The following is a 24,102-nucleotide window of genomic DNA, read 5'->3' on the forward strand; positions in this document are numbered from 1 at the left end:
GAAAAAGGATGAATAAAAATAGCCAGATAACGACTAACCAGTAGAAACGCTTCCAGCTATTCATATTTTTTATCTATCTGAAGGCTTCTGTGGATAGATAACACTATTAAAAATAGCAGCGATAATCAATCCGACAATAGCACCACCGAAGATGCTTAGAAATGTCTCGTTTGCAGTGAATCCAATTAATGCACCAAATACTACAGCAACTAAAAGAATGATTCCTTTTGCTTTGCCAGCATCAATTGTTGTGCAGCTGTTGTCAATCTGATTTTCCATTATTATATTATTTTGATTTTGATAACAAATTTACGAATAATCTATAAGCTCCGGGAATTCCTGCAGGCAATTGTCTGAAAAAAGATAAAGATGTATAAACAAATTTACCTTTTCCATATTGAGCAATGAGTAGTGAGCCGTTGTGCAAGGGTTCACCGGGATCTTGCATGCTGATCGGAGTGCGGTACTTTTTATCAATATCTTCTGCAAAATATAACCCCCGCTCCTGTACCCAGTGTTCGAAGTCAGCTTCGCTGATCTTGTTCGGGTAATTGAAAATCGGATCATTTTTATCGAAGTGTACTGTCGCAAGTTCATCTGTTACCCGGCTTCTTCCGACGCTAAAAGGAAAAGGACCAAAGTTTTTTGAGATCAGTCCATTGTTTACATTGTATTGCGCTAAAACTGTTCCGCCCATGTTGACATACGCGAGTAGTTTGTTTTGGAGCGGAACAATTTGTTTGTTAACGTTGAATATTCGGACACCAAGAATTACCGCGTCATAGCTAGAAAGATCTGTTTTTAAAGCTTGTTCGTTACTTAACACATCGACTTTTATACCAATGGCCGTCAATGATTCAGGAATTAGATCCCCTGCCCCATGGATGTATGCCACGCTCTTTACGTCGTTGACCAGGTTGATATTGCTCATTTTTATAGCGACATCTGGAAAATAAACAATATTAGGTATATGATTGTAGTCGATGGATTTTATCTCCTTTAAACGTTCTTTGTCTGCCAAGAGGAACCCAAGGGTATCAATGGAAGATTTAGAAGCATCTGATGGTTTTATGCTGATCTCTCTGGAAATTGTACGCTCGCCTTTGTCAAAAGATAGGTCAAAAGATGCCGGTGAAACTTCCCAGCCTTTAGGTACATGCGGTCTGACGTTAAATGTGGTTGTGTTTGCTTGTCCGTTTTTCTGAAAAGTCAGATTCACTTTGACAGTGTGGGCATTTTGTGTAAGTGCCAAAGGGCTGGAACTTTTTGCCGTCAACTGTGGGACGATCACAATGGGGTCATAGATTTCGCCACGAACAGGATCGGTATATTTATATTTTATGGGTTGATTGAGTGTGATATTTTCACCATTGATCCGGAGTTGAAATGATACCTCTGGAGCATAGGGGTTTTCTGGATAGCCTGTCAGGTTAAAATCACTGACATTAAATTTGCCTTTTCCATGTGGATCAATCAACCAGTATGGTTGTGTCGTCCTGTCGGCATGTATAAGAACCGAGTCTCTTTGTAGCTTGTTTATTTTTAGTGTTTCATGAATGCTATTTCCATTTATTTGGGTCAGCTCAACGGTTACATTTGGACGCCGAACAATAATGGAATGTTCTACTTTGATCTGATCTTCCAAGGCATAGGATGGATTTTTAGCGATACTTTCGAACCAAATTCCACCACAGGCAAGAATTAGTTTTTCAACCTCTTTTTTCTTTTCAGTTTTCCAGTATTCATCATCAATTTGATCCAGTGCTTTGTACAGTTGGATCAATTCAGCAATGATCAATTCGGGTTTATCAATTTGATATGTTTGATTGATGTGGTCAATTAAGGACTCAACTTTACTGCCGTTTTGAATTCTTTTCCATGAGGTGTCAACTCCATCCAAGAGTGTATTTTTTGCAGGTGCACCGTCTACATACTCAAAGTATTCGATTGAAGAGCCACGTTGGCTTGCCGAACCAAAGCCTTGGCTTTTGTGTGATGAACGGCTGTGTGCGGCAATTTCTCCATAAGAGGCTCCTAGAAGAGAATTGTAATCCCCGATATCTATTTTTAACTGATCTTCACGTGTATTGTTTTGACCTCCGAAGTTAGCTGTATTCCAAAGCAAGCGTTTAGCTTTCCAGGGGCGTACAAATTGAAGTTGCTCTGGGAATATATTCGGATCAGCAGCAGCTTTAAAGGCTTCATGTGCTAGAATGGCCGAGGCTTGATGATGACCATGGCCACCCCTTGAATCGGGAGGAAAACGCGTGATGATGACATCGGGCCTAAATTTGCGGATAATCCATACGGCTTCGCGGAGAACACGCTGTTTATCCCAGAATTCGAAAGTTTCCTCTGGAGTCTTCGAGAATCCAAAATCGTATGCTGATGAAAAAAATTGCTCACCTTTATCGATTTTTCGAGCTGCCAGTAATTCCTGCGTTCGAATCAATCCAAGTTCAATACCTTGTTCTGTTCCGATAAGGTTTTGTCCCCCATCACCTCGAGTTAGGGATAAATAGCCTGTTTTATATTTTTTTTCCTGCGCTAGCCAAGCTATTAGCCGGGTATTTTCATCATCGGGATGTGCTGCAAAATAGAGTACCGACCCCAGCACGTTCAGTTTTTCTAGATGAAGTTTAATTTCAGCAGCGTTCCACTGTGGATTCTGTGCTTTAACGATTGAAGTTGACAAGATGCCAGCCAAAATAATGATAACAGAGAGAAAAGGTCTTCGCATGTTTAAAGATAAAAATTTTGATGAACAACGGATTGTTGGAGATTGTAATTTTATTGCGTGTCTTTTTAATTGACAGTCTTTAATTAGCCCACTTGTGACGTTGGTATATTGCTTTGACTTATGGATATTAGGCGAATTAAACTTAGGGCCATAAAAGGAAGCTAGTTTGAGTGACGAGGTAGAGGGATAGATCACTAAATGGTAAAATATAGGCATAAATAAAAAACGGAAATCCCAATCAAGCTGGAATTTCCGTTTAACAATTAAAATATTTTTTCCTGAAACGAATTTTTAGAGAATAGTTATTTTGTCGCTTCGCTCCAAGTGGCAACCTTTAACATAAGTAAATATATGTAGAAAATATTTAGTTCTGTCAGATTACCTTAATTAGTTTTCCACATTGCTAAATTTTGTCAACATTTTAGCTTTTGGAAAACATATAATATAGCGGCGTCATGCGTTTAAGATGCTGCAATACAGCGATATTTAAGGTAAGATAGGTTTTCCGCTACCTTCAAAAAAATCTGTATTGGTCTAAAGCCAATTGTATATTTGTTTGACAAATTTCAATCGATTTTAGTCTCTATGTTTCAAATGCTCAAAAACGACAGGAGCAACCTTTAAAGAAAGTTTCACGCGAATGTTTTTGGGACCAAACACTATTTATCAATGGCACCTAGAACACGCTTCATAAACATATTTAACGCGTCTTTTTTGGAGTTACCTTCTTTAATTAATTTATCTACCTCTACAGCTCCGTATAGGTTTGAAATCAATTCACCAAGAACGTCAAGTTCTTCATCTTTCAAAGGAGCTTCGGTTAAAGCTTCCAGTGTCTCGATTGTTTCCAAGACATAATCTACATCATTCTGCTCGATGAACTCTGTCAAATGCTTAATTACTGGTAGTTTCATTGAATAATTCTACTAATGCGTCTAACTTATTTGTTTGTACCTGATTGACTAATTTACCGTTTTTAAAAGCAGCGAAAGTGGGTAGGTTATTGACATTTGCTAGTTTGCGGGATTCAGGGAATTTTTCTGCATCAGCAATAACAAAAGGTACGCTATCATTTTCGCCAGCCAATTTTTTGAATTTCGGTTTCATGATTTTACAGTTACCACACCAAGTTGCGGAGTACTGAACCATTACAATATCGTTATTGTTTACAATTTCTTGTAAATTATCGTTTTCTAATTCTTGTAACATGATTTTATTTTTAAGGTGATTGTTGGAGAAATCAACAGGAGCCGGGAAAAGCTCCTGTCGAAAAGACACTGTGGTCTTGTATTGTTAGTGTTTAGCTAAATAATCAGCTACACCTTTTCTATCTGCGTTCATTGCATCTTTACCTTCTTCCCAGTTTGCAGGACACACTTCGCCAAATTTCTGTACGTGAGCGTAAGCATCGATCAAACGTAAGTATTCTTTAACGTTACGACCCAAAGGCATGTCGTTTACTGATTCATGGAATACACGGCCAGTTTCGTCGATCAAATATGTTGCTCTATAAGTAACCGCAGAACCTTGTGCCAATGTTCCGTATTCAGGGTGTTCAACTTCTTGAACATCTAAGATTCCTAATATACTTGATAAGTTGCGGTTGGTGTCTGCCAATAGAGGATATTCAACACCTTCAATTCCACCGTTATCTTTTGCTGTGTTTAACCAAGCAAAGTGTACTTCATTTGTATCGCAAGAAGCGCCGATTAAGACTGTATTGCGTTTTTCAAACTCAGCAGCTGCTTCTTGAAAAGCGTGTAATTCAGTAGGACATACGAAAGTGAAATCTTTTGGATACCAAAATAAAAGCACTTTTTTACCTTCTTTAACTGCTTTTTCAAAAATGTTGATCTGTAAATTGTCGCCTAAATAATCAATTGCATCTACTGTAATGCTTGGAAAACTTTTACCTGTGAAACTCATAATATATCTTTCTTTTTTTTGTTGACACAAAGATACAGCAACTCGATCCAAAAAGCGAATTGATTTTACCAATACACTATCGTCAAAATCTATTATGACTAGATTATAACAATAAGTTTTTATTATAATAATGATAGGTTGATCTGATGATTAACAGACCATTTATATGTTGCATGAAAATAAATGAATTCATACTGCGCTAGTTACAGATTTATACCCAAAAATTATTGCAGTTTTGCAAATCAAAAGCTACTTTTGCGACGTTCAATTCTAGAACAGCACAATGCTGGAGGGGTTCCAGAGCGGTCAAATGGGACGGACTGTAAATCCGTTGCTTCGGCTTCGAAGGTTCGAATCCTTCTCCCTCCACCATTTTTTCTTTTCTAAATCCAGTCTATTTTACAGGTTCTAAATTTGCGGTTGATCGTGACTATTCCATCGTACGTGAAACGATTTTGATATATATTTTGGCTATGGTCAATGTTAATCGCTTTGGTATAATGAGTCTATATAGTGGCTACCTCTCTTTTTTAAAAAAATATAACAGGATTTTAGACTAGCTATTGACTTATATATAAAATAAGCCTAAGTTTGGCTTCTGAAAGGCCCCGTAGTTCAACGGATAGAATAGATGTTTCCTAAACATTTGATAGCAGTTCGATTCTGCTCGGGGCTACTGAGAAAAGCGATGGATTTCCATCGCTTTTTTTGTTTATTCAATAAAACTTTTCCTTTTCTTATCAAAATAAATAGGTAATAGAATTGTAAATTTTTATTGGAATGATTATTTTCGGATAATTATTTACAGCAATTTTACTTTTGGCCTGTAATCCGATAATATAAATTGAATGGGAAAATTTTTATTATACCAATTTAGAAAGGTATATGCAGCTAACCCTGCTTTTTTTGCTTGCTTTAGCATTTGGATAGTCTTAATGACAGCTGTTGTTATATTTATTCCGAAGGAAGATGCATTCCATTTTGTGAATACTCGTCATTCATTTTGGGCTGATATTCTTTTTACAATACAGACTTATTTTGGAGACGGTCTTTTTGTTATAGGTGTTTTTATTGCCTACTGCTGTACGCAGCAATGGAATTTTGCCCGAGCTATCCTGGGGACATATATTTTCTCGGGGCTGATCTGCTGTATACTGAAAAACCTTTTCGATGCCGATAGACCGGCAACCGTATTTCATGGAAATCCTACATTCCATGTTGTTTCTTGGTTGCGTGTAGCGCACTTTAACTCCTTCCCTTCCGGACATACAACTTCGGCCTTTGCGCTGGCGGCTACGTTAGGTATTCTCTCAAAAAATAAAGCTTTTGGTATAACTGTATTTATTCTCGCTGCATTAACAGCTTACTCTCGGGTGTATTTGGGGCAGCATTTCGTAGAAGATGTTTGGTTTGGATCAATTTTAGGAAGCGGTACGGCTTGTTTTTATTTACTTGCCATGTCTTATGTCTTGAAAAATAAACGCATGTCATTCAGCACGAGATTTCTTCAGGTCAAACTTTAAATTCAGTAAGAAGATACTTCCATCGTTCGATTAGGTTTGGCTTGTGTCTTTGAATAAAGATAATCGTCCAACCATTATAAACATCAACAGTCCGAAACAGGCAAAAACACCATAGGAATAGCGTAGGCTAAAGGCTTCAGCAATATACCCAATTAAAGGTGGTCCCATTAAAAAGCCCAAGTAGCTAATGCTTGAAACCATGGCCAAAGCCACTCCAGAGGGCACATTTTTGTTCTGTCCGGCAATACTGTAGATGGAGGGGACATTGCAAGCTACACCGATACCGACCAACATAAAAGCTAGGGTACAGATGATAAATTCGGGAAAAATAACCGATGTCATCATCCCGATGAACATCAGTAGGCCACTGTACTGCAGGGTCCTTTTTCGGCCCAATTTCCGAATGACAGCATCACCAACAAAGCGCCCAGTAGCCATCATGATCATAAATGAAGCGTAGCCAACGACAACAAATTTCTCTGGCGCCTGAACGATCTCCTTGAAATACACCCCACTCCAGTCGAACATTGCCCCCTCAGTTGCCATGCTGAAAAAGCCGATGATGCCGAGCTGAAGTAAGCCACCTTCTGGTTTAGAGAAAAAACTGCGCTTTTCCTTTTGAGGAGATTTGCCAGGAACCAAATACTTTTGGTTGACTAGTGTATTCGCTGTGACAATGACTAATATGATTAAAAAATGGTAAAAGGTGTTCAGTCCAAAATTCATCGTTAACAAGCCTACTAGTGCTCCTGTGAAACCAGCGATACTCCAGGCTCCATGAAAGGAAGTCATTATTGATTTTTTGAAAACCTGCTCCGTTGCGACACCCTGTGTATTAACAGATATATTACACATATTACCGGTTACACCAAATAGAAATAATATGCATCCTAACTGCCAGGCATTCTGCGCAAAGGGGATGGAGCACAAGACCAAGGTGTAAGCGATGGGTACGATACGCAAAACGCTAGCACTTCCATATTTTGTAACCAATTTTCCTGAAAGAGCCATCGTTGCAAGTTGTCCGACTGGAAGCATTAATAAAATTGTCCCCAATTGACCCTCACTTAAGTTGAGATGAGCTTTGATAACGGGGATGCGGCTTGCCCAAGATGCAAACGCGATACCTTGGCAAAAAAAGAAAAGCGATACCGCAATTCTTATGCGATTTCGTTTCTTATAAAGATCTTCTTCTGAGTGAGTTAACGTTGCGTCCATAGTTTCTGATTTGAGGGTGCAAAGTTAAGGATAAGTATCCCATTAAAAAATATAATGATTCAAAAAATATTTGAACGTTTATGTTGCAATAAGGATACGAAATATGTCTATATTTAAATAGCATATCGGCGTGATGATAATTATATGCGCTAGTTTCGATAATTATCTTCTACCTTAATCTTCCGGTAAGAAAATAATACGATGTGCTTTTTGAATTCGGCTAAACCTATTTATTCAATATCATATATTATACGTAATCATTCCTTGTATAGGAACCGAAAATGGACACATTTGTTTCAGTTTATTTGTATTGAATACTTTAATTTAAGAAGATATTCGATGTGGTAGTCAAAATAGAAGAAGTTTGGGCTTCCATATCATTAGAAAATAATAGCAGTGAAATAACGGGAGAAAGTCAACAATTAAATGCTGATGTAGTGAAGGAATAAAAATATAAAATTCTTCGCTATTTCATGGTGGTTTGTTCAATACCTATTCTACCTTTGTATTGGCAAACAATTATTAGCCTCCTAGATAACATGATAAAGAAACTAATTTTAAGTACAGTTCTAGCCTATGCTGGAACAACCTGTGTTATTGCCCAACAACCCACGTTTTTATCCCATCCGACTTTAAGTCCCGATGGAAAGGAAATGGTTTTCAGCTACGAAGGTGACCTTTGGAAAGTTGGAAGTCAAGGTGGTGTTGCGGTACGGTTAACAGGAATGGAAGGAAATGAAATCAATCCAAGAATTTCCCCAGATGGAAAATGGTTGGCTTTTTCCGCCAATCAAAACGGTAATATGGATGTCTATGTAATGCCCTTGGCGGGTGGAGATATAAGGCAGCTGACATCGCATGATGCTTCGGACGAAGTGGACAGCTGGAGCTGGGATAGCAAATCGCTTTATTTCACATCATCGCGTTACAATAGAATGAGCGCTTATCAAGTTGCTTTGGATGGAGGTACGGCGACAAGGTTATTTCCACATGTCTTTAATTATATCAGTAACGTGGTGCCAACTCCTTCGGGAGAATTGTTATTCAATGACAGCTGGGAAGGCTATAGCTCGGCGAACCGCAAGCGATATAAAGGTGCTTTCAATCCAGATATCAAGTCTTATAATCCCAAAACAAAGGCATTTCAACAGTATACAGATTATATCGGTAAGGATTTTTGGCCCACTGTGGACCAAAAAGGAAACATATTCTATGTGTCCGATGAAAGCAATGGTGAGTACAACCTTTATCAACTAACGGGAAAGTCGAAAACTCAATTGACTTCTTTCCAAGAATCAATCAAACGTCCGTTTGTCGCGGCAGACGGTACTAAAGTGGCATTTGAAAAGGGCTATCAGCTTTATATTTATGATGTCAATGGAAAGAAAACCGTACAGCCCAACATCGCACTTAACCGCAATCAAGTGCTAGGAAAGCTGAAAGAGTTTAACATTTCAGGTAACATCAGTAATTTCGACGTTTCTCCGGACGGAAAGAAAATGGCATTTGTATCACGTGGCGAATTGTTCGTTTCGGATATTGAAGGAAAGTTTGTTCGTCAGATGCCCGGTCAGGGAGAACGTGTCATGGAGGTTAAATGGCTTAAAGACAGTAAAACATTACTCTATAGCCAAACGTATCAAGGCTACCAGAACTGGTTTTCACGCACGGCAGACGGTAAAGGTGAGGTAAAGCAATTGACACAAGATCTGCGTAACAACCGTGATATTACGTGCAATGCAGATAGGACAAAAGCTGTGTACCTCAGTGGTCGTGATGAAGTACGTATATTGGATTTGACAAGTTTGAAGAGCCAAACAGTGGTTAAAGATGAAATCTGGGCATTTCAAAATTCTTCGCCCTCATTCTCCCCTGATGGAAACTATCTTTTGTTCACAGCTATGCGCAATTTTGAACAGGATATCTTTGTGTATAACCTGAAAAATGAGCAAACGACTAATTTGACAAATACAGGAGTTACAGAAGCAGCACCATATTGGTCTCCTGATGGTAAATATATTTATTTTGCGAGTAATAGGACTAAGCCTTCTTATCCTACCGGTATGCAAAACTCCAGCATCTTCCGAATGGCATTGACCAACTTTGACCAACCTTACCGTAGTGCAAAGTTTGATGAATTATTTGTAACACCCGAAAAGAAAGATACAACAGTAAATAAAACTGGTACAGCTAAGAAGGAAGCTGGCGCTAAGGATAAAAAGAAAAATGATGTCGATAAGGGCAAGCCAACCGCAATACCGGTAGCCGAACCCAAGAAAGCTGGTTTGGTTCAATTGGATTTAGAAGGACTGCGTGATCGAATTGAGCAAGTGAGTCCTGCATTTGGAACACAATCTAATCCTTTGGTGATACAAAAGGGGGATAAATCCTATCTGTTCTATTCATCCAATCATGAAGGAAAATATAGTACTTATCGTACCGTATATGAGTTGTTTGCACCGGCCAAAACCGAAAAAGTCGCTGACGGAGGCATGGAGAATTTTGTAGAGTCGGTGGGAAAATACTTCGTATTGACCCGAGGAACGATTCAGAAATACAATCTTGACTTGAATAAGCTTGATGCGGTTACAATGAGTTTTAAATTCAATCGGGATCTCGAGAAAGAGTTCAATCAAATGTTTTATGAAACATGGGCCAATCTAGAGGAAAATTACTACGATAGCAACTTCCATGGAGTGGATTGGGTTGCGATAAAAAAGAAATATGAAAAGTATCTTCCAGGTATCAACGATAGGACAGATTTGCGCATCCTCTTAAATGATATGTTGGGCGAGCTCAATTCGTCGCATCTGGGTTTCAGTTCAATGGGACAGGAAGAACGTAAGCCGTTTGGTTTTGTAACGAATGAAATCGGTGTGACCTATGATTCCAGCAATCCTTACAAGATCAGCTATATTGTTCCGAATGGCCCCGCGGCAAAGAAAGAAGCTGATATTCATGCGGGTGATATCCTCATCGCGATTAACGGAACAAAATTGAATACGCAGGCAGACCGCGATAGTTATTTTACTTGGCCTTCACTGCAAGAAGAAATTCAATTGACCTTGAATCGTAATGGCAAGGAAATTCAGACAAACATTCGTCCGGTATCAAGCGCCGTGTTTAGAGATCTCCTCTACGACCAATGGATTAGAGATAACCGAAGTCGAGTTGATCAGTTGAGTAGCAATAAGATAGCCTATTCACATATGAAAAATATGTCGGATACTGAGTTACAGCGGTTCTTGATCGACATGGCCGAACAGGAGAATAACAAACAAGGGATTATTTTAGATTTGCGTTATAATACAGGCGGAAATGTACACGATGAGGTTTTAAGATTCCTGTCACAACGCCCTTACTTACAGTGGCAATACCGAGGTGGTAAACGTGCGCCACAAAGTAATTTTGCACCATCTGCCAAGCCTATTGTTTTATTGATTAATGAGCAATCGCTGAGTGATGCTGAAATGACTGCAGCGGGCTTTAAAGCACTTAAGTTGGGCAAAATCATCGGTAATGAGACCTATCGCTGGATTATTTTTACTTCTGCTAAAGGCTTAGTCGACGGATCAAACTATCGACTTCCGTCTTGGGGATGTTATACGCTTGATGGTCAGGATCTCGAACAAACTGGAGTTGCCCCAGATATTCTTGTAAAAAATACCGTACAAGATCGGATGGAAAATAAAGATCCGCAGTTGGAAAGAGCTATAAAAGAAATTCTTGACAGTATAAAATAAAGAAGTTAGCGCTAACATTACTTACTTTAAATAAACTGTCCAAAGTTGCAGTGCCCCCAAAAAGTTAGACACTTTCTGGGGGCATTTTTATGAACCTGATCTTCCGATTTCTGCTATATCGCCCTTCAGCGTATGATGTACTTCATTCGGGCCACCCTTTCCCTAAAAAGTCAACATATAATTTTAAGGTGTGTTATTAATTGCCTGTTTATCAGTGTTTAGTGATTTTTTGCTGTTTCATTATGCAATAGTCGATTTTCCTGCATCCCTTCTCAAAATATAAAAAAAGGAGACAACATGGAAAAGATTATATTACAAGTGAAGGACTCTTGCTCTGCAGAGTGGGATAAGATGACGCCACAAGAACAAGGGCGTTTTTGTGGTCAATGTGAGAAGATGGTTGTAGATTTTTCACAGATGGATGATCAGGAAATTGTAGATCAAATAAAAAAAGCCGGTAAAGGGCTATGTGGTCGATTTTATGAAGATCAGTTGATGCGTGAATTGGATGTCCCTTTTTCTTTTTCTAAAAACCCTATTTGGCAAGGAAGATGGCCGGGGATCGCTGCGGGCCTCTTGTTGGTTGGATCCTTGAGCTTTCATGCTGCTCAAGCACAAAACAAATTGACTGGAGAAGTTGTCGTTGTCCAAACAAAAACAGAAAATGATCAGATAAAGCAGCAGGGGCAGGTTAGCTCATCAACAAATGATAATTCAACATTAAAAGGAAGCCCCGATAGCACAAAAGTAAGCATAAAAGGTAAAGTAGTTTGTGCTGGAAGCGATGTAAGTATGATGGGAACAGAGGTGTCCTTGGGAAATTACCGTACGCAAGTGGATGAAAATGGAGATTTTCAACTTTGGGTACCGCAATCTCTGTTTCGGGTAGATCAGGAGCTCCGTGCACAGATGTTAGGCTATAAAACGGTTGTGATTTCAATCAAAAAGGGGAGTAAAATACAACTGGATAAACCAATAAAAATGGAAGTTAAGCCAATGATTATGGGAAAGATTGCTGTGGCAAGGAAATAAGACATTATGGAGCGAAAGAATAATTTGTTTAAATGACATATTTGAGTCTGTTTTTCTTATGGGACAGCTGCCAAAAATCTCGCTTGAATGTCATAAAAGTCAAAAAAATATTCTTTTCCACTTGACTTTTTCTGCGGTGAACCTTACATTTGGATTATCGAATGACTTCGTAGCTCAGTTGGTAGAGCAACAGACTCTTAATCTGTGGGTCCTGAGTTCGAGCCTCAGCGGGGTCACTTTCAAAAAAGCCGTTTTACAAATGTAGGATGGCTTTTTTCAATACAAGTTGGATTATTTTCCCTGTGCAGCTATTAACTTTAAATCGTTTTTCTAATGTTGAATGTTATAATCATCGGATAACGAATCCATTATTTTTATCAGCTATCCCGTATTATTTCTGCTAGGAAAACATAAAACTCTTTAATCTGTTATTAATTCAGCGAATTTATTACGTAAATTTGTATTTCAGACGATAAGCTTATGGAAGACAAGAAGATTTCGATATTGTACGTTGACGACGAAGAAAACAATCTGTTTTCTTTTAAAGCGACATTTCGACTAAAGTATAAAGTGTTTACGGCAATTAGTGGTGCCGATGCAATCGATATTGTCAAAAACAACCAGATACATATTATCATTACTGATCAACGTATGCCGGAAATGACCGGTGTAGAGTTTTTGGAAGAGATTATTAAGATCAATGCGGCCCCAATGCGTATCCTTTTGACAGGATATACGGACATGGCAGCTGTCGTTGATGCGGTCAATAAAGGAAAAATCTTTCATTACCTCAATAAGCCTTGGAGTGAAGAGGAGCTCGATCAAACGATTCAACGCGCTTATGATGTCTATGCTGAGCGCAAAAAAATTGTGGAGACTAATTCTCAACTTGAGACTTCAAATGATCAGTTGGAGTTTTTGCTTCGGCAAAAGCTACTTTCCTAAAGGATTATAATTTTAGGAAAGTCAACTTTTATTTAAAATGTCTGTTTGCTTTGTGATGCTCTTCGCTGCCATCGCATCGGATTGCCGAAAGTGAAAGGATTATTTGCTCGGTATGACGACGGTAAAGGTTGTACCCTGATTGGGTTGTGATTGTACTTCGATTTTCCCTTGTAGTTTTAAGAGTGCATTCTGAACATTATAGAGCCCAAATCCCATGCCTTTCGCTTGATCACTGGCTCTAAAGAATAATTTAAAGATATCTTCAACATACTCTGGAGATATGCCTATTCCGTTGTCACTCACCATAATTTTAGCTTTACGTTCTGATACGGATACAGAGAGTTTGACGTACTGGTTTTCCTGCCCTTTACGTTGATATTTAAAAGCATTAGAAAGAAGATTATGCAAAATCAGTTCTAAAAGTGCTTTGTCTCCGCTAAAGGTTTCTTTTTGATCCACTGAAATTTCAAAAGCCACATCCTTATTTTGCGTATACATGCTGTAAAACTGGCGTATGTTGCCAAAGAGCTCTTCGAAATTTATCGCTGACAACATGAGTTCTCCTCTTCGTAAAAGATAATAGTCGCGCAGACTGTCAATATAAGCATCTAAGCTGACCAAGGAACTATCCATCAATGATAACAACTCATGGATACGATCTATGCTGTCAAACTCTAATCCAAGTTTCACCGCAGAAAGAACCCCGGTCAATGGATCACGAAGATCATGGCTAACGCTATAAGCGAACTTATCTAATTCATCATAAGCTTTTTGTAGCTCTTGATTCTTAACCTCTAGCATGGAGTTTGCAACATAAAACTTATTAGCTTCTTCTATTGCGGAAACGATTTCTTCATTCATCCAGGGTTTTCGGACAAACCTAAAAATATGGCCCTTATTAACTGCATCAATTACAGTTTCCATATTGGCATAAGCCGTTAAAAGAATACGGATTGGTTTTGGAAAATCTTTTTTAATGCGGTGCAAAAAATCGATGCCCATCTCATCCGGCATACGTTGGTCACAGAAGATAATACGGATATCAGGATGAGCATGAAGGATCGTTTCGGCCTCACTCGTATTGGATGCTGTATGGATAGCGTAATCGTATCTAAAGTTCGCTTTAAAGCTAACCAAATTGTTTACTTCGTCATCGATATATAATATTTCAAGCTCCCTCTGCATAATTTTATTATATGGTTTTATCCCTTACAAAAGATATGAAAAAATAATAGTTAATTGAACTATTTTAAGTTTATAGTGGTATTAATTGTTTTGTTGAATTGGAATGAGGAGTGTAAAGCTTGTGCCCTGTCCCACTTCTGAATCTACGATAATTTTACCATGATGTTTCGCAATGGTATTATAGGCTATGGACATTCCCAAACCAGTACCTTCGCCAACGTCTTTTGTTGTAAAAAATGGTTCGAATATCCGTTCATGAATTTCTTTTGGAATACCTATACCATTGTCTGCGATTTTGATAAAGACGGAGGTATTATCCGCGTGAACTCCGGTCTCAATCCATATTTTACCACCAACATCGTGATTAAACTTCTTATTCACGGCGTAAATAGCATTTGTCACAATATTCAAAAAGACCTGATTGAGTTTGCCGGCATGACATTCGACCTTTGGCATATCACCATAGATCTTATCAACTTCAATCGTGTTATTTAATAAACTATTGAGGATAACCATTGTTGACTCCAACCCCTCGTTTAGATCTGCAAATTTTAATGTATCCTCGTCTACACGCGAGAAGATCCGCAAACTCTTTACTATTTCGGCGGTCCTATGGGCCCCATCATGCATCCCTTTTAATAGAAAATCTACCTCTGTTTTCAGATAATCGATATCCAGGTCCTCTTTGAATTTTTTGATCTGCAATTGCTTTTCCGTTTCGGATATCCCCTCTTTAAAAGCTATACGTTCTACCTCCTCCAGCGTTTCCCAGATCATCTTGATATCACGCTTTAATGGAGCGACATTGGATGTAACAAAGTTGATTGGATTGTTGATCTCGTGCGCAACCCCCGCAGTCAGTTGACCAAGAGAGGCCATCTTTTCGGCTTCGACAAGTTGAGATTGTGTTTCCTTCAAGTGGGTAAGAGTGGTTTGTAGAGACTCATTAGATTCTGTTAATTCACGTGTCCGCTCATCTACTTTTTGTTCCAATACGATATTTTGCTCGCGTATCAACTTTTCGTTTTCTAATGAGATCGCTAATTCCCTGACTTGTGATGCTTCTTTTTCTTCTTTTAAGATATTGATACTATAAGCTAGACCGAAGGACAATAAGGCCATCTCCACAACAGATGCAATTTGTACGGCGTTACTCGTAAAATCGTTATATTTTAAAATGCCATAATCTTTCAATAAAAAGACGACAGAACCTAATAGTAAAATTGTCCAACCGTAAACAAAATATTTAGCTGGTTTATAGCCATTTATCATTACCCGATAGGATAAGTAAAGGACAAATAAAGAGCCTGCTCCTGTTGTTAGCTGCATAACCATGAACGCTGGTTGTGTAAGGTTGAGCAGTGTAAGAAGGCTACCAACGACAAAAAGGATGATAAAAGCAGTAATCACACGTCTTGACCGAGGAGCATTTTTCGGTAATTGAAGAAATGAATCTGCAAAAAGCAGGGCGCATAAGCCTGATAAACATCCGAAGATAATAGGACCTTTTGTTGCAAAATATGTCCAATTTGGCCACAAATACTGAAAACTATAACCTTTAATGCCCATTTGTGTTATTCCTGCACAAAGAACATAAAGGACATAATACAGATAGCCCCTTTCACGAACTGAAAAAAACAGGAATAAATTGTATATCGCCATAATCCCGACAATACCAATATAGATCCCGCTTATCAAACTGTCGTCATTCATCTCTTTTAAGAAACTGCGCTCGTTACTTAAATAGATCGGGAGAATAATCTGTTCCGTACTTTTTACACGAAGAAAAAAGATCGTTTTCTCATATCCGGGTAATTGGATGTCGAATGCGTAATTAGGAACCTTATATTTTCTAGCCGAAAAAGATTGATGCTCGCCCAGTTTGATCGATTTATAATGCCCATTTGATGATGGTACAAAAAGTTCGACCTCATCCAAGAGAGGGTAGGCAATTTCGAGCAAGAGTTCAAGTTTCTCTTTTCCCTTATTTGTCACAGGCAATCGGAACCAGATGTCAGTGGGTGATATGCCCAAATTGGGTACCTTGCTTTCTAGCGACTGGAAGGAGGAAGCTGAAGTATCCGCAAAGTTAGGCTCTCCTTTCCCCATATAACGCTCGAGACCATATCCGATCAATACACGCTGCGTCGGTTGATCGATAATAACCTCTCCAAAACAAGTTGAACTGCACGTAAAAATAAATAAGAAGATCAAGTTAAGCCAGCATTTCATCACTATATGCTATTTTTTTGCTTCGGCAATAACTAAATTCATTGAAACAAGGAAACAACCCGCTTCATCAGCTTGGTCCAATGTGTTTTGAAATTCCTCCATTTCAGCTGTGCTCAACTTCCCTTTTTCGACCATCTCCAAAAGAATTTTATCTAAGAAAAGATAGCGGTTGGCTTCTTCTTTCGAGCGGGCTACCATACAGAATGTTTGCAATTGAACTTGTTTAAAGCCTTGAGTCAATAGGTCTGAAGTTAATTTATTCCCAGCCCAGCCATTGTTGACTTTTTCTTCGGTCAAATAATGGCATATCTTAGCCTCAATACCCACATGCTTGCTGTAAAATGTCAGGCTATTCCAGATCGTCTCGACGATGACTAGGGGTTGACCTTCACGCAAAACACGGTGAACCTCAGCAAACATTTTCGGTGCTTCCGGAAGATGTTGTACAACACGTTCCATTCTGATGCCAGCAATGGAATTATCTGTAAAGCTAAGTTGATTAACTTCACCCTGAACAAAGTCGACGTTCTTTACCTCCACACTGCTTGTTTTGGCATGTTCGATTAAAGCCTTATCATGATCCAATCCAACGACAAGAACGTTATGGCCTAGCATATTAGCTAAATTGATGGCATCCATTCCAGTGCCACAACCTAGATCGACGACAACGCCCTCTTTAATCGTATTAAAAGGAGTATATGAATGTATTTTTAATTGTTTAAGAAAATCACCGGTATCCATTAAATAGCCGGCACCATAATGTTTAGTGTCCATTATAAGATATTTAAATTACGATCATCTGGTTTGTGATCTAATGATGTATGTTTCAGGTTTTTAATAATTTCATTTAAATCCCATTGATTGAGATTCGGAATATCGATTTGATAATGAATTTCAATTTCCTTATTCCGCAAAGTTTCTATGCGGACAATATTGGAATTATTCCGAAGTGATAAAATTGCATCTTTGTTTTCTTGATCGGCTTCGTTCAAGGTGTCAAGATTACGCATAATCATTACCGTAGCCAGCAGATCCAGCTTAGGATAATAGAACGTGCCATTATTTCCAACACTTGTATCAATGCGGTAGCCAACACTTTCTGCTAATTTCACCGTGTAAGGAGCGCATAAAGCAAAGAGCGATTTAATGCCAACCTGTGTGCTGATAGCGGCACCAGCCCTCGTCAAAAATATGCTGCCAATACCATATCCAGCGATCTCCCGGGAATTCCAAAGCCCACAACCTTCACCGGTTCCCTGTTGCGCATAATCATAAACAAGGTCTAAGATTTTGGCATCCATCGCTCCCGTGGCCTGTTCAATCGGAAGTGGTTCACTCCCTCCAGATACGTGTATACGTACTCCACCATAGACTTTATCACCATCAAGGGATTCTACTATCAGTACGAATGATGCGGGATTGTACATCCAGTCATTTTTGGAAGAAGTTACTTTCTTTACGCCTATAGCAGTTAACACATGCGCGTGTCCTTCTATGAAACGTTCACAGGTTTGGGGATCGTCGATAGCCCGAAATGCTCTTAGTCTTACTACTGGACGCCCGTCGTTGAATAATAATGCCACCGAATGCTTTGATTTATCGTTTAAACGCAAAACTAATCAATTAAATGCAAAGGTGTTTACTCTTCAAATAAATTATACCGTAATGCAACCGCCTGCACCATGTGATGGTAAAATTGTTTGATTCCTTTTTCACCTTGACGAGCCAAAATAGCCCGTTTTAACTGATGTCATCGAAAATACATTTTATCATCTTAAGATGCGGATTTTCGAGATACAATAAATTTCACCTTGTAAATATTAATGCCTCTGGAGGCTATTTTTATGAATCTGACCGTCTTTCATGATCAACAAAAAGTTTTTTTCTGGATCTGCCAATAGTTTTAAATTCTTAAGCGGATCTCCGTCTACAAGGATCAGATCTGCCAAAGCTCCTTCTTCTACTATTCCCAACTTGCCAGGATAAGGACTTCTTAATCCCGAAAGCTGCAGAAGCTCACCGTTGTCTTGAGTAATCATTTTAATGATCTCGGCATTTGTAAACCACTTTTGAAGTCGCAAAATAAAAGCATTCTGCATTTTATTCAGTTCCGGCTCAAAAAGGAAATCTGTACCCCAAGCTAGCTTTACTCCATATTTTTTAGCCATTGGCCATACTTTTTCCTGACCTTCAATGACGGGTTTACGCTTGATTCTTCGTTGTGGATCCATATCGGGTGTATCTTCCACCAGGTTTTGTAAACTAAGCCAGATATTTTTTTTTGCGATCAGCTGTAAAGTTTCTTCGTCGAGCAATTGTCCATGTTCTATACATTTTACACCAGCTTCGATCGCTCTTCGAATTGCTCTTGGCGTATACGCATGTACGGTGACATAGGTTCCCCAGTCTTCGGCTGCTTCTACTGCTGCTTTCATTTCGTCTAGCGTATATTGGGTAACATCCACAGGATCGTATGCTGAAGAAGTTCCCCCACCCGCCATGAGTTTAATCTGACTTGCTCCGAATCTCAGATTCTCTCGTACTGCAGTCAGAACCTCATCACGACCATCGGCGATGAATGTTGCTCCATATCGCTCCGCACGAGAGACAATACCAAAAAAACGACGCGATTTTTCCTCCGGTGTCCGAAAATCTCCATGCCCCGCTGTTTGACTAACAACAGCACCAGAAGGCCATATTCTAGGGCCTAGAAGCTTACCCTTGTCGATCGCCGCCTTTAATGGAAATATAGGGCCACCGACATCTCGTGCACTTGTAAAACCCCGCATTAACATCTGTTGCGCCGAGAGCCCCACCGTGTTGATCAAGAATTCCTCGGAAAGGTCATTTGTCATCATTTGAGGCATTGTCAAAGCTCCAAATACCAAATGGACATGTACATCAATCAATCCAGGCATTAGGGTTTTGCCTTTAGCGTTTATTTTAACGATATTCTTACCTTGCACGTCAATAGGAGATGTACTAATGGTTTGAATCGTGTTACCGTTTATTAAAACATGTTTTGGCGGAGTTAACATTTGAGTTTTATAATCGAGCAGTTTAACATTTTCTATTAAAACTTGCTTTTCCTGTGCTTGGATGAAATGGATAAAAGCCGAGCAAAGAAATAAAGTAAGTAGTTGACCTAAACGCATAATTTGGAGAATTACGTTAATATATAATATGACAAATCAATTTTAATTCGAGCGACTAATGTTGGCTTGAAAAAATATCTTCTAAGTTAAATCATAAATTCAATATATTTCAATTTTTTCGCTATAAATTTTCACTCTGCCGGCCAAAAACGCTAAATTTATCCAATCATGATATATAAAAAGCCTGTTCTAAATTATTTAAATAGCGTAATTCCCAAAATTGTATCCATAAGAGAGCTGCTCTCCTATGCCTCTTTACTAGGCTTATCCGCTTATGTATTCCTACTGGTTTTTCAGCCATTTGGAACGTATAATTTTGAGCATGCCTATAAATTTAGCTTGTTATCCGGATATGGGGTTATATTATCCGTTGCATATGCCTTAATTTCTGTCCTCTTACGTAAAAAAAGGGGAACAATTGCGATAGAACTATTTCGTATTTTTCTTGTGCTCCTATTATCAGTTTTTTTAAATTTCGTCTATCATGGCTGGTTCATCAATCAGGCCCCATTACAGTGGAATAACCTCCCCTATATTGGATTTTACACACTTTCACTTTACAGCCCAATTGCTACGATTTATTTTTTGCTTCGAGTTGATAAGCGTCATTCGTATTATGAAAAGAATAATTCGTCGATTGAACGTTTATCGATAAAGCCAGCGATCATATTGAGCCAAATGAATGACTGTCATTTGGGGCTGGTCGATATCCCCAATGGTAATCAATCGTTAAAGTTACTGCCGAGCGATTTTATTTTTGCAAAATCAATGGATAATTATTGCATGATCTATTTTAGGAAGGATGGTACGGTAAAGAAGCAGATGGTACGAATTACGTTGAGCCGATTGTCTGAACTCTTGAATACAATGTCTATTCACCGATGTCATCGGTCGTTTCTTGTTAACTTTGAAAAAGTAATTGCAAAGGAAGGGAATGCCCAAGGTGTCTTGTTACGTTTTGCAGATACTGAAGATTGTGCTGTTATTTCAAGGTCTGCTATGGAATCAGTTAGACCGTATTTATAGGGCAGAAGATCGCCTCGCTGTTGTCAGTCAGCCCTAAGTCTTGCCATACGCCACATAACTTTGTTTACTCATCATGAGGGGCATAATTTTGCTCAAAAAAAAGATGAACACAAAAAGTTTAAACCTGCTGGTATTATTCCTGTTCTTCGGAATATACTTTATCCTTGATAATTTGTTTTTTGCTAGGCTTCAACCCACGATGAGCAACTATGTCCACAGTAGATTTTTGGGGCATGTGCTGACGTATTCAATTAGCCTTGGACCACTGCTTTTGGGGGCAACGCTGCTTAAACCTAAAGTGCCGAATGAGTTCTTGGAAAAATTTGGTTTAAAGGGCTCTTTTTTACAGGGGCTATCTTTTGGAATTATAGCCACCTTACCCATGTTCTTGGGCTATGCCCTTGTTTTTACCTTCAACCGCAAAATAGATCCGAACACGCTATTAATAAATAGTGTGTCATCGGGTTTTTTTGAAGAAGTGATTTTTCGGGCCTATTTTTTTGGTTTAGTTTATCGCTATACCCGACTAGGTTTTATTCCATCCATTTTAGCCACCTCATTCCTTTTTGCTATACTGCATCTTTATCAGAGTCAGGATTTGGGAGAATTGGCCCTGATTTTTTGTACGACTTTCTTCGGCTCTATCCTATTTTCGTGGTTGTATGCCGAATGGAGTTTTAATCTTTGGATACCGATAGCACTTCATGTTTTGATGAATTTGGCATGGATGATCTTTGATGTTGCAGACAATGCTGCAGGAAATGGATGGAGCAATTTTTTCCGCTTCTTGACCATCTTTATCGCTATCATTAGTACAATTGTTCATGTACGGAAGTCAGAGGCCGGTTTACAAATTAAAGGGAAAAATTTATGGCTAAAAGATTAAAAATTCCACGGGGTTTTAACGAGCCTTTGTGGCTATAGATATCCTATTCAAAGGATCTAGTCCAAATTTGGAATGAGCTTTAGATTTTACTTCGCTAAAACTGTGAACCTTTGGATAATCGTATTTGCTCTCGGAGAACCCCTGAAAACCAGTATTTTTTTTTGGCATGGGAATCGCTACCTTGACCTTTATGAATAGACAACTATTTTCACCCCTATCTTTATTCCTTGGAGCGACATTATTCATGGGAATCTTGAGCTGTGGTCACAATACGAGGGTTAATAATACAGATTTAAAGGATTCTTCTGAACTTAAAACCATTGCCGTGAAGGATACGATGGATAATGCTAAATTTCCTCCTTTGCCGATTGACTATGACAGGACAAAGGTTTTAAAAAACACCTATGTTGTTGATCGTGCTGGAGTCGAACTTAGACAAGGTGCAGATGGAGCGGCTCCGCTATTAGGAAAATATCCCTATGGCACCAAGCTCGATGTGATCGGTGAAGAAGGAGAATGGATTGCTGTCATGGACCGTATACAGCGTGATTACAAAGGGAGAAATGGCGAAACAGGTGATATTACACGATGGGAAAAGGTGTATGTAGCGAAGTCCAAGCTGGGGAAACAGGATCAGATTACAATTTCCCCCAGGGATTTAAATTCAATCGTCTCACTTACGATAAATGGTAAAGAAACGTATTATGAAAAGGGGCATTCTTTAGATAAGTATCTCCAGTTAGAGTTGATTGATAAGCAAACGTTCCTAGCCGCTCAGAATACGGCTAAAAATTACTTGATCAAGGATACCCTGTCTTATCCTAAAAACGGAAAAACCCTAGAATTGCCTTTGACCAATGGAAAAAAGTTAATTTTTACAGATAAGGATATCGATAATGAATTGGAAGCCAGTTATTCGTATAAAGGACATTATGATTTTCTAAATGCTTTTGCTGTTGATGGGAATTACTGGGAAAGTGCTGATGTGCGGCTTTTTGATAAACAAGACGGTCATCTTATTGTGGAATGTGGAGATTATCCCTTCTTTTCTGCCGATAAAAATTATCTGATGACTTTACACGCTGATTCCTATGAATCGACGGGTGACTTGCAGCTCTTCCACGTGAAACAAGGAAAGGTGACGCCGATGCTTTTTGTTAGTTTTAAAGAGTGGATGCCAACTTGGAAAGAGGAATTGATATTTTGGGGCAAAGATGGATGCATATATACTGCTGCCAACCATATTGATGGCTATTGGGGCGATGAAGGATCGTTGAACGAACGATCACAGTTTATCCGAATAAGGATATTACCTTATTAAAGATCTATATAATTAAAGACGGGCATAAACTGTACTTTTATTCATTTGCTGTAGGCGTATATATTTACTATTTTTCTGTTTTAAGTAAAACTATTCTGGCATGCACCTGTTGTATTCCATAAAATAGATTATAGTTTGTAATTTAGCTGGATGAAACTAAGAATATTATCGTTATTTACTATCCTTTTTCTCTTTACTACGTTGTCTAAAGCACAAGATAAGCCCTGGAAACAACATAATAAATGGATCTGGGGTCCTTCAGTAGGGTATCAGTATCAAAGTGGTAATTTTCTGAAAGTTTCGGGCTGGGGATTATTTGCCCCGAATTATTTTCAATATATGAAAATTGATGCCGGAGCTAATTTCAGCTGGATTGAAGGTAAAACGACGGTTATTCCAGAGCTGGGATTTACTTACTATCTAAATGATTTTGTTCTTTTCCCTTTTGTGAAAGCAGAGTTAACACCTTACACTATAACGCCAAAAGTGGGGGCCAGTCTATTCTCCATTGTGGATCTGGGAATAGGTTATGGATTTGATTACAATACGAAGAAAAATTTTAAGCCGATTGACGGAATTACCGTTTCAGTAGGGGTAAATATTCCGCTCAATTTTCATATTTATTAATTGAAAAATGCGCAGTAAGACGATTTATAAACTCCTGGGGTCACTTGTTGTGTTGTTAGCGCTGGTTAGCAACCTAAAAGCGCAAGATTATTTAATCGGTCCTTCACTGAGTTATCAGTTCCAAAAAGGCAGTATATTAAAAACCGGCGCTTATTTCGCATTTCCTTTTAGTGGAGATCATATACTGCGAGCAGATGCTACAGCTAACTTTACATGGACACAAAAAAAGTTTGCCGTAATCCCTGAGGCCGGAATAACGTATTATCCCCAAACATATGTCTTGACTCCTTTTGTTCGTACAGAACTTACTCCATATACCATTACCCCCAAAGTTGGATTGAGCTTGGCTACATTGGTGGATCTTGATTTTGGTTATGGATTATCCATCAATGAAAAAAAAGATTATAATCCGATAAAGGGTTTTGCGGTGTCTCTTCGATTTAGTATTCCGCTAAATTATCGGATCAATATGTAGCTCAGATTCTTCAATCAGCTTGTATATTTTCTCTGGGATATTTGCTTACCGCATGATTATGTCGTCGC

20 protein-coding genes and 3 tRNA genes are annotated in these 24,102 nt (G+C 38.7%); 12 read left to right on the plus strand and 11 right to left on the minus strand.

The annotated features are described in order from the left end of the window. Window positions 1–69: 69 nt before the first annotated feature. From B3E92_RS23945 to B3E92_RS23965, 5 genes are all read right to left on the minus strand, one after another. Window positions 70–279, minus strand: a complete 210-nt coding sequence (locus tag B3E92_RS23945) for a hypothetical protein (RefSeq protein WP_070562731.1) — start codon at window positions 277–279, stop codon at window positions 70–72. Window positions 280–286: 7 nt separating this feature from the next. After that, window positions 287–2,740, minus strand: coding sequence for a PIG-L family deacetylase (locus B3E92_RS23950; protein WP_070562735.1), 2,454 nt, complete (start codon window positions 2,738–2,740; stop codon window positions 287–289). A gap of 659 nt (window positions 2,741–3,399) precedes the next feature. Further along, window positions 3,400–3,654: a DUF6952 family protein gene (locus B3E92_RS23955; protein WP_046673203.1), complete on the minus strand. Its 255-nt coding sequence runs from the start codon at window positions 3,652–3,654 to the stop codon at window positions 3,400–3,402. Then, on the minus strand, window positions 3,635–3,949 hold the full coding sequence (locus tag B3E92_RS23960) for a thioredoxin family protein (RefSeq protein WP_046673204.1): 315 nt from the start codon (window positions 3,947–3,949) through the stop codon (window positions 3,635–3,637). The genes B3E92_RS23955 and B3E92_RS23960 overlap by 20 nt, the downstream gene beginning before the upstream one ends. A gap of 84 nt (window positions 3,950–4,033) precedes the next feature. Continuing rightward, a complete protein-coding gene (locus B3E92_RS23965; RefSeq protein WP_236560328.1) occupies window positions 4,034–4,717 on the minus strand; it encodes a peroxiredoxin in 684 nt (227 codons plus the stop codon). A gap of 237 nt (window positions 4,718–4,954) precedes the next feature. On the opposite strand from B3E92_RS23965, the gene B3E92_RS23970 reads away from it, so the two are divergent. The 3 genes from B3E92_RS23970 (at window position 4,955) to B3E92_RS23980 (ending at window position 6,189) form a co-directional block, all read left to right on the plus strand. Beyond that, window positions 4,955–5,038: transfer RNA gene (locus tag B3E92_RS23970), tRNA-Tyr, on the plus strand. A gap of 232 nt (window positions 5,039–5,270) precedes the next feature. Continuing rightward, window positions 5,271–5,342, plus strand: a tRNA-Arg gene (locus B3E92_RS23975). 172 nt (window positions 5,343–5,514) lie between these two features. Next, a complete protein-coding gene (locus B3E92_RS23980; protein WP_286898504.1) occupies window positions 5,515–6,189 on the plus strand; it encodes a phosphatase PAP2 family protein in 675 nt (224 codons plus the stop codon). Window positions 6,190–6,219: 30 nt separating this feature from the next. Here B3E92_RS23980 and B3E92_RS23985 read toward each other — a convergent pair whose 3' ends face one another. Continuing rightward, complete coding sequence (locus B3E92_RS23985; RefSeq protein WP_286898506.1) at window positions 6,220–7,407, minus strand: MFS transporter; 1,188 nt, start codon at window positions 7,405–7,407, stop codon at window positions 6,220–6,222. 539 nt (window positions 7,408–7,946) lie between these two features. On the opposite strand from B3E92_RS23985, the gene B3E92_RS23990 reads away from it, so the two are divergent. The 4 genes from B3E92_RS23990 (at window position 7,947) to B3E92_RS24005 (ending at window position 13,127) form a co-directional block, all read left to right on the plus strand. Then, complete coding sequence (locus B3E92_RS23990) at window positions 7,947–11,150, plus strand: S41 family peptidase (RefSeq protein WP_286768105.1); 3,204 nt, start codon at window positions 7,947–7,949, stop codon at window positions 11,148–11,150. 297 nt (window positions 11,151–11,447) lie between these two features. After that, entirely contained in the window at window positions 11,448–12,182 is a 735-nt protein-coding gene (locus B3E92_RS23995; protein WP_139144916.1) for a carboxypeptidase-like regulatory domain-containing protein, read from the plus strand. A gap of 163 nt (window positions 12,183–12,345) precedes the next feature. After that, window positions 12,346–12,418, plus strand: a tRNA-Lys gene (locus B3E92_RS24000). Window positions 12,419–12,662: 244 nt separating this feature from the next. Continuing rightward, a complete protein-coding gene (locus B3E92_RS24005; RefSeq protein WP_286898508.1) occupies window positions 12,663–13,127 on the plus strand; it encodes a response regulator in 465 nt (154 codons plus the stop codon). 99 nt (window positions 13,128–13,226) lie between these two features. Here B3E92_RS24005 and B3E92_RS24010 read toward each other — a convergent pair whose 3' ends face one another. From B3E92_RS24010 to B3E92_RS24030, 5 genes are all read right to left on the minus strand, one after another. After that, window positions 13,227–14,312: a hybrid sensor histidine kinase/response regulator gene (locus tag B3E92_RS24010; protein WP_286768104.1), complete on the minus strand. Its 1,086-nt coding sequence runs from the start codon at window positions 14,310–14,312 to the stop codon at window positions 13,227–13,229. Between the two features lie 81 nt (window positions 14,313–14,393). After that, the gene (locus B3E92_RS24015; RefSeq protein WP_070562755.1) at window positions 14,394–16,544 is read right to left on the minus strand and encodes a sensor histidine kinase; all 2,151 of its coding nucleotides are present in this window, start codon (window positions 16,542–16,544) and stop codon (window positions 14,394–14,396) included. Window positions 16,545–16,553: 9 nt separating this feature from the next. Further along, on the minus strand, window positions 16,554–17,318 hold the full coding sequence (locus tag B3E92_RS24020; protein WP_070562758.1) for a methyltransferase domain-containing protein: 765 nt from the start codon (window positions 17,316–17,318) through the stop codon (window positions 16,554–16,556). Continuing rightward, window positions 17,318–18,127, minus strand: coding sequence for a hypothetical protein (locus B3E92_RS24025; protein WP_286898510.1), 810 nt, complete (start codon window positions 18,125–18,127; stop codon window positions 17,318–17,320). Before B3E92_RS24025 ends, B3E92_RS24020 begins: the two co-directional genes overlap by 1 nt. A gap of 237 nt (window positions 18,128–18,364) precedes the next feature. Further along, window positions 18,365–19,699, minus strand: coding sequence for a metal-dependent hydrolase family protein (locus B3E92_RS24030; protein WP_286898511.1), 1,335 nt, complete (start codon window positions 19,697–19,699; stop codon window positions 18,365–18,367). Between the two features lie 168 nt (window positions 19,700–19,867). Here B3E92_RS24030 and B3E92_RS24035 point away from each other — a divergent pair, with 168 nt between their 5' ends. The 5 genes from B3E92_RS24035 to B3E92_RS24055 all read left to right on the plus strand — a co-directional run bounded on the left by B3E92_RS24035 (window position 19,868) and on the right by B3E92_RS24055 (window position 24,034). Further along, complete coding sequence (locus B3E92_RS24035) at window positions 19,868–20,725, plus strand: LytTR family DNA-binding domain-containing protein (protein ID WP_286898514.1); 858 nt, start codon at window positions 19,868–19,870, stop codon at window positions 20,723–20,725. Between the two features lie 103 nt (window positions 20,726–20,828). Then, window positions 20,829–21,611 (plus strand): CPBP family intramembrane glutamic endopeptidase, encoded by a 783-nt coding sequence (locus B3E92_RS24040; RefSeq protein ID WP_286754242.1) that lies wholly within the window; start codon window positions 20,829–20,831, stop codon window positions 21,609–21,611. Between the two features lie 190 nt (window positions 21,612–21,801). Next, complete coding sequence (locus B3E92_RS24045; protein ID WP_286898516.1) at window positions 21,802–22,932, plus strand: SH3 domain-containing protein; 1,131 nt, start codon at window positions 21,802–21,804, stop codon at window positions 22,930–22,932. A 150-nt stretch (window positions 22,933–23,082) separates the two neighbouring features. Beyond that, window positions 23,083–23,559 (plus strand): hypothetical protein, encoded by a 477-nt coding sequence (locus B3E92_RS24050; protein WP_286898518.1) that lies wholly within the window; start codon window positions 23,083–23,085, stop codon window positions 23,557–23,559. Between the two features lie 7 nt (window positions 23,560–23,566). Then, entirely contained in the window at window positions 23,567–24,034 is a 468-nt protein-coding gene (locus B3E92_RS24055) for a hypothetical protein (protein WP_112375142.1), read from the plus strand. The last annotated feature ends 68 nt before the right edge of the window (window positions 24,035–24,102 follow it).

The sequence above is a fragment of the Sphingobacterium sp. UBA6317 genome, assembly GCF_002440385.1.
Taxonomy (GTDB): Bacteria; Bacteroidota; Bacteroidia; order Sphingobacteriales; family Sphingobacteriaceae; genus Sphingobacterium; species Sphingobacterium multivorum.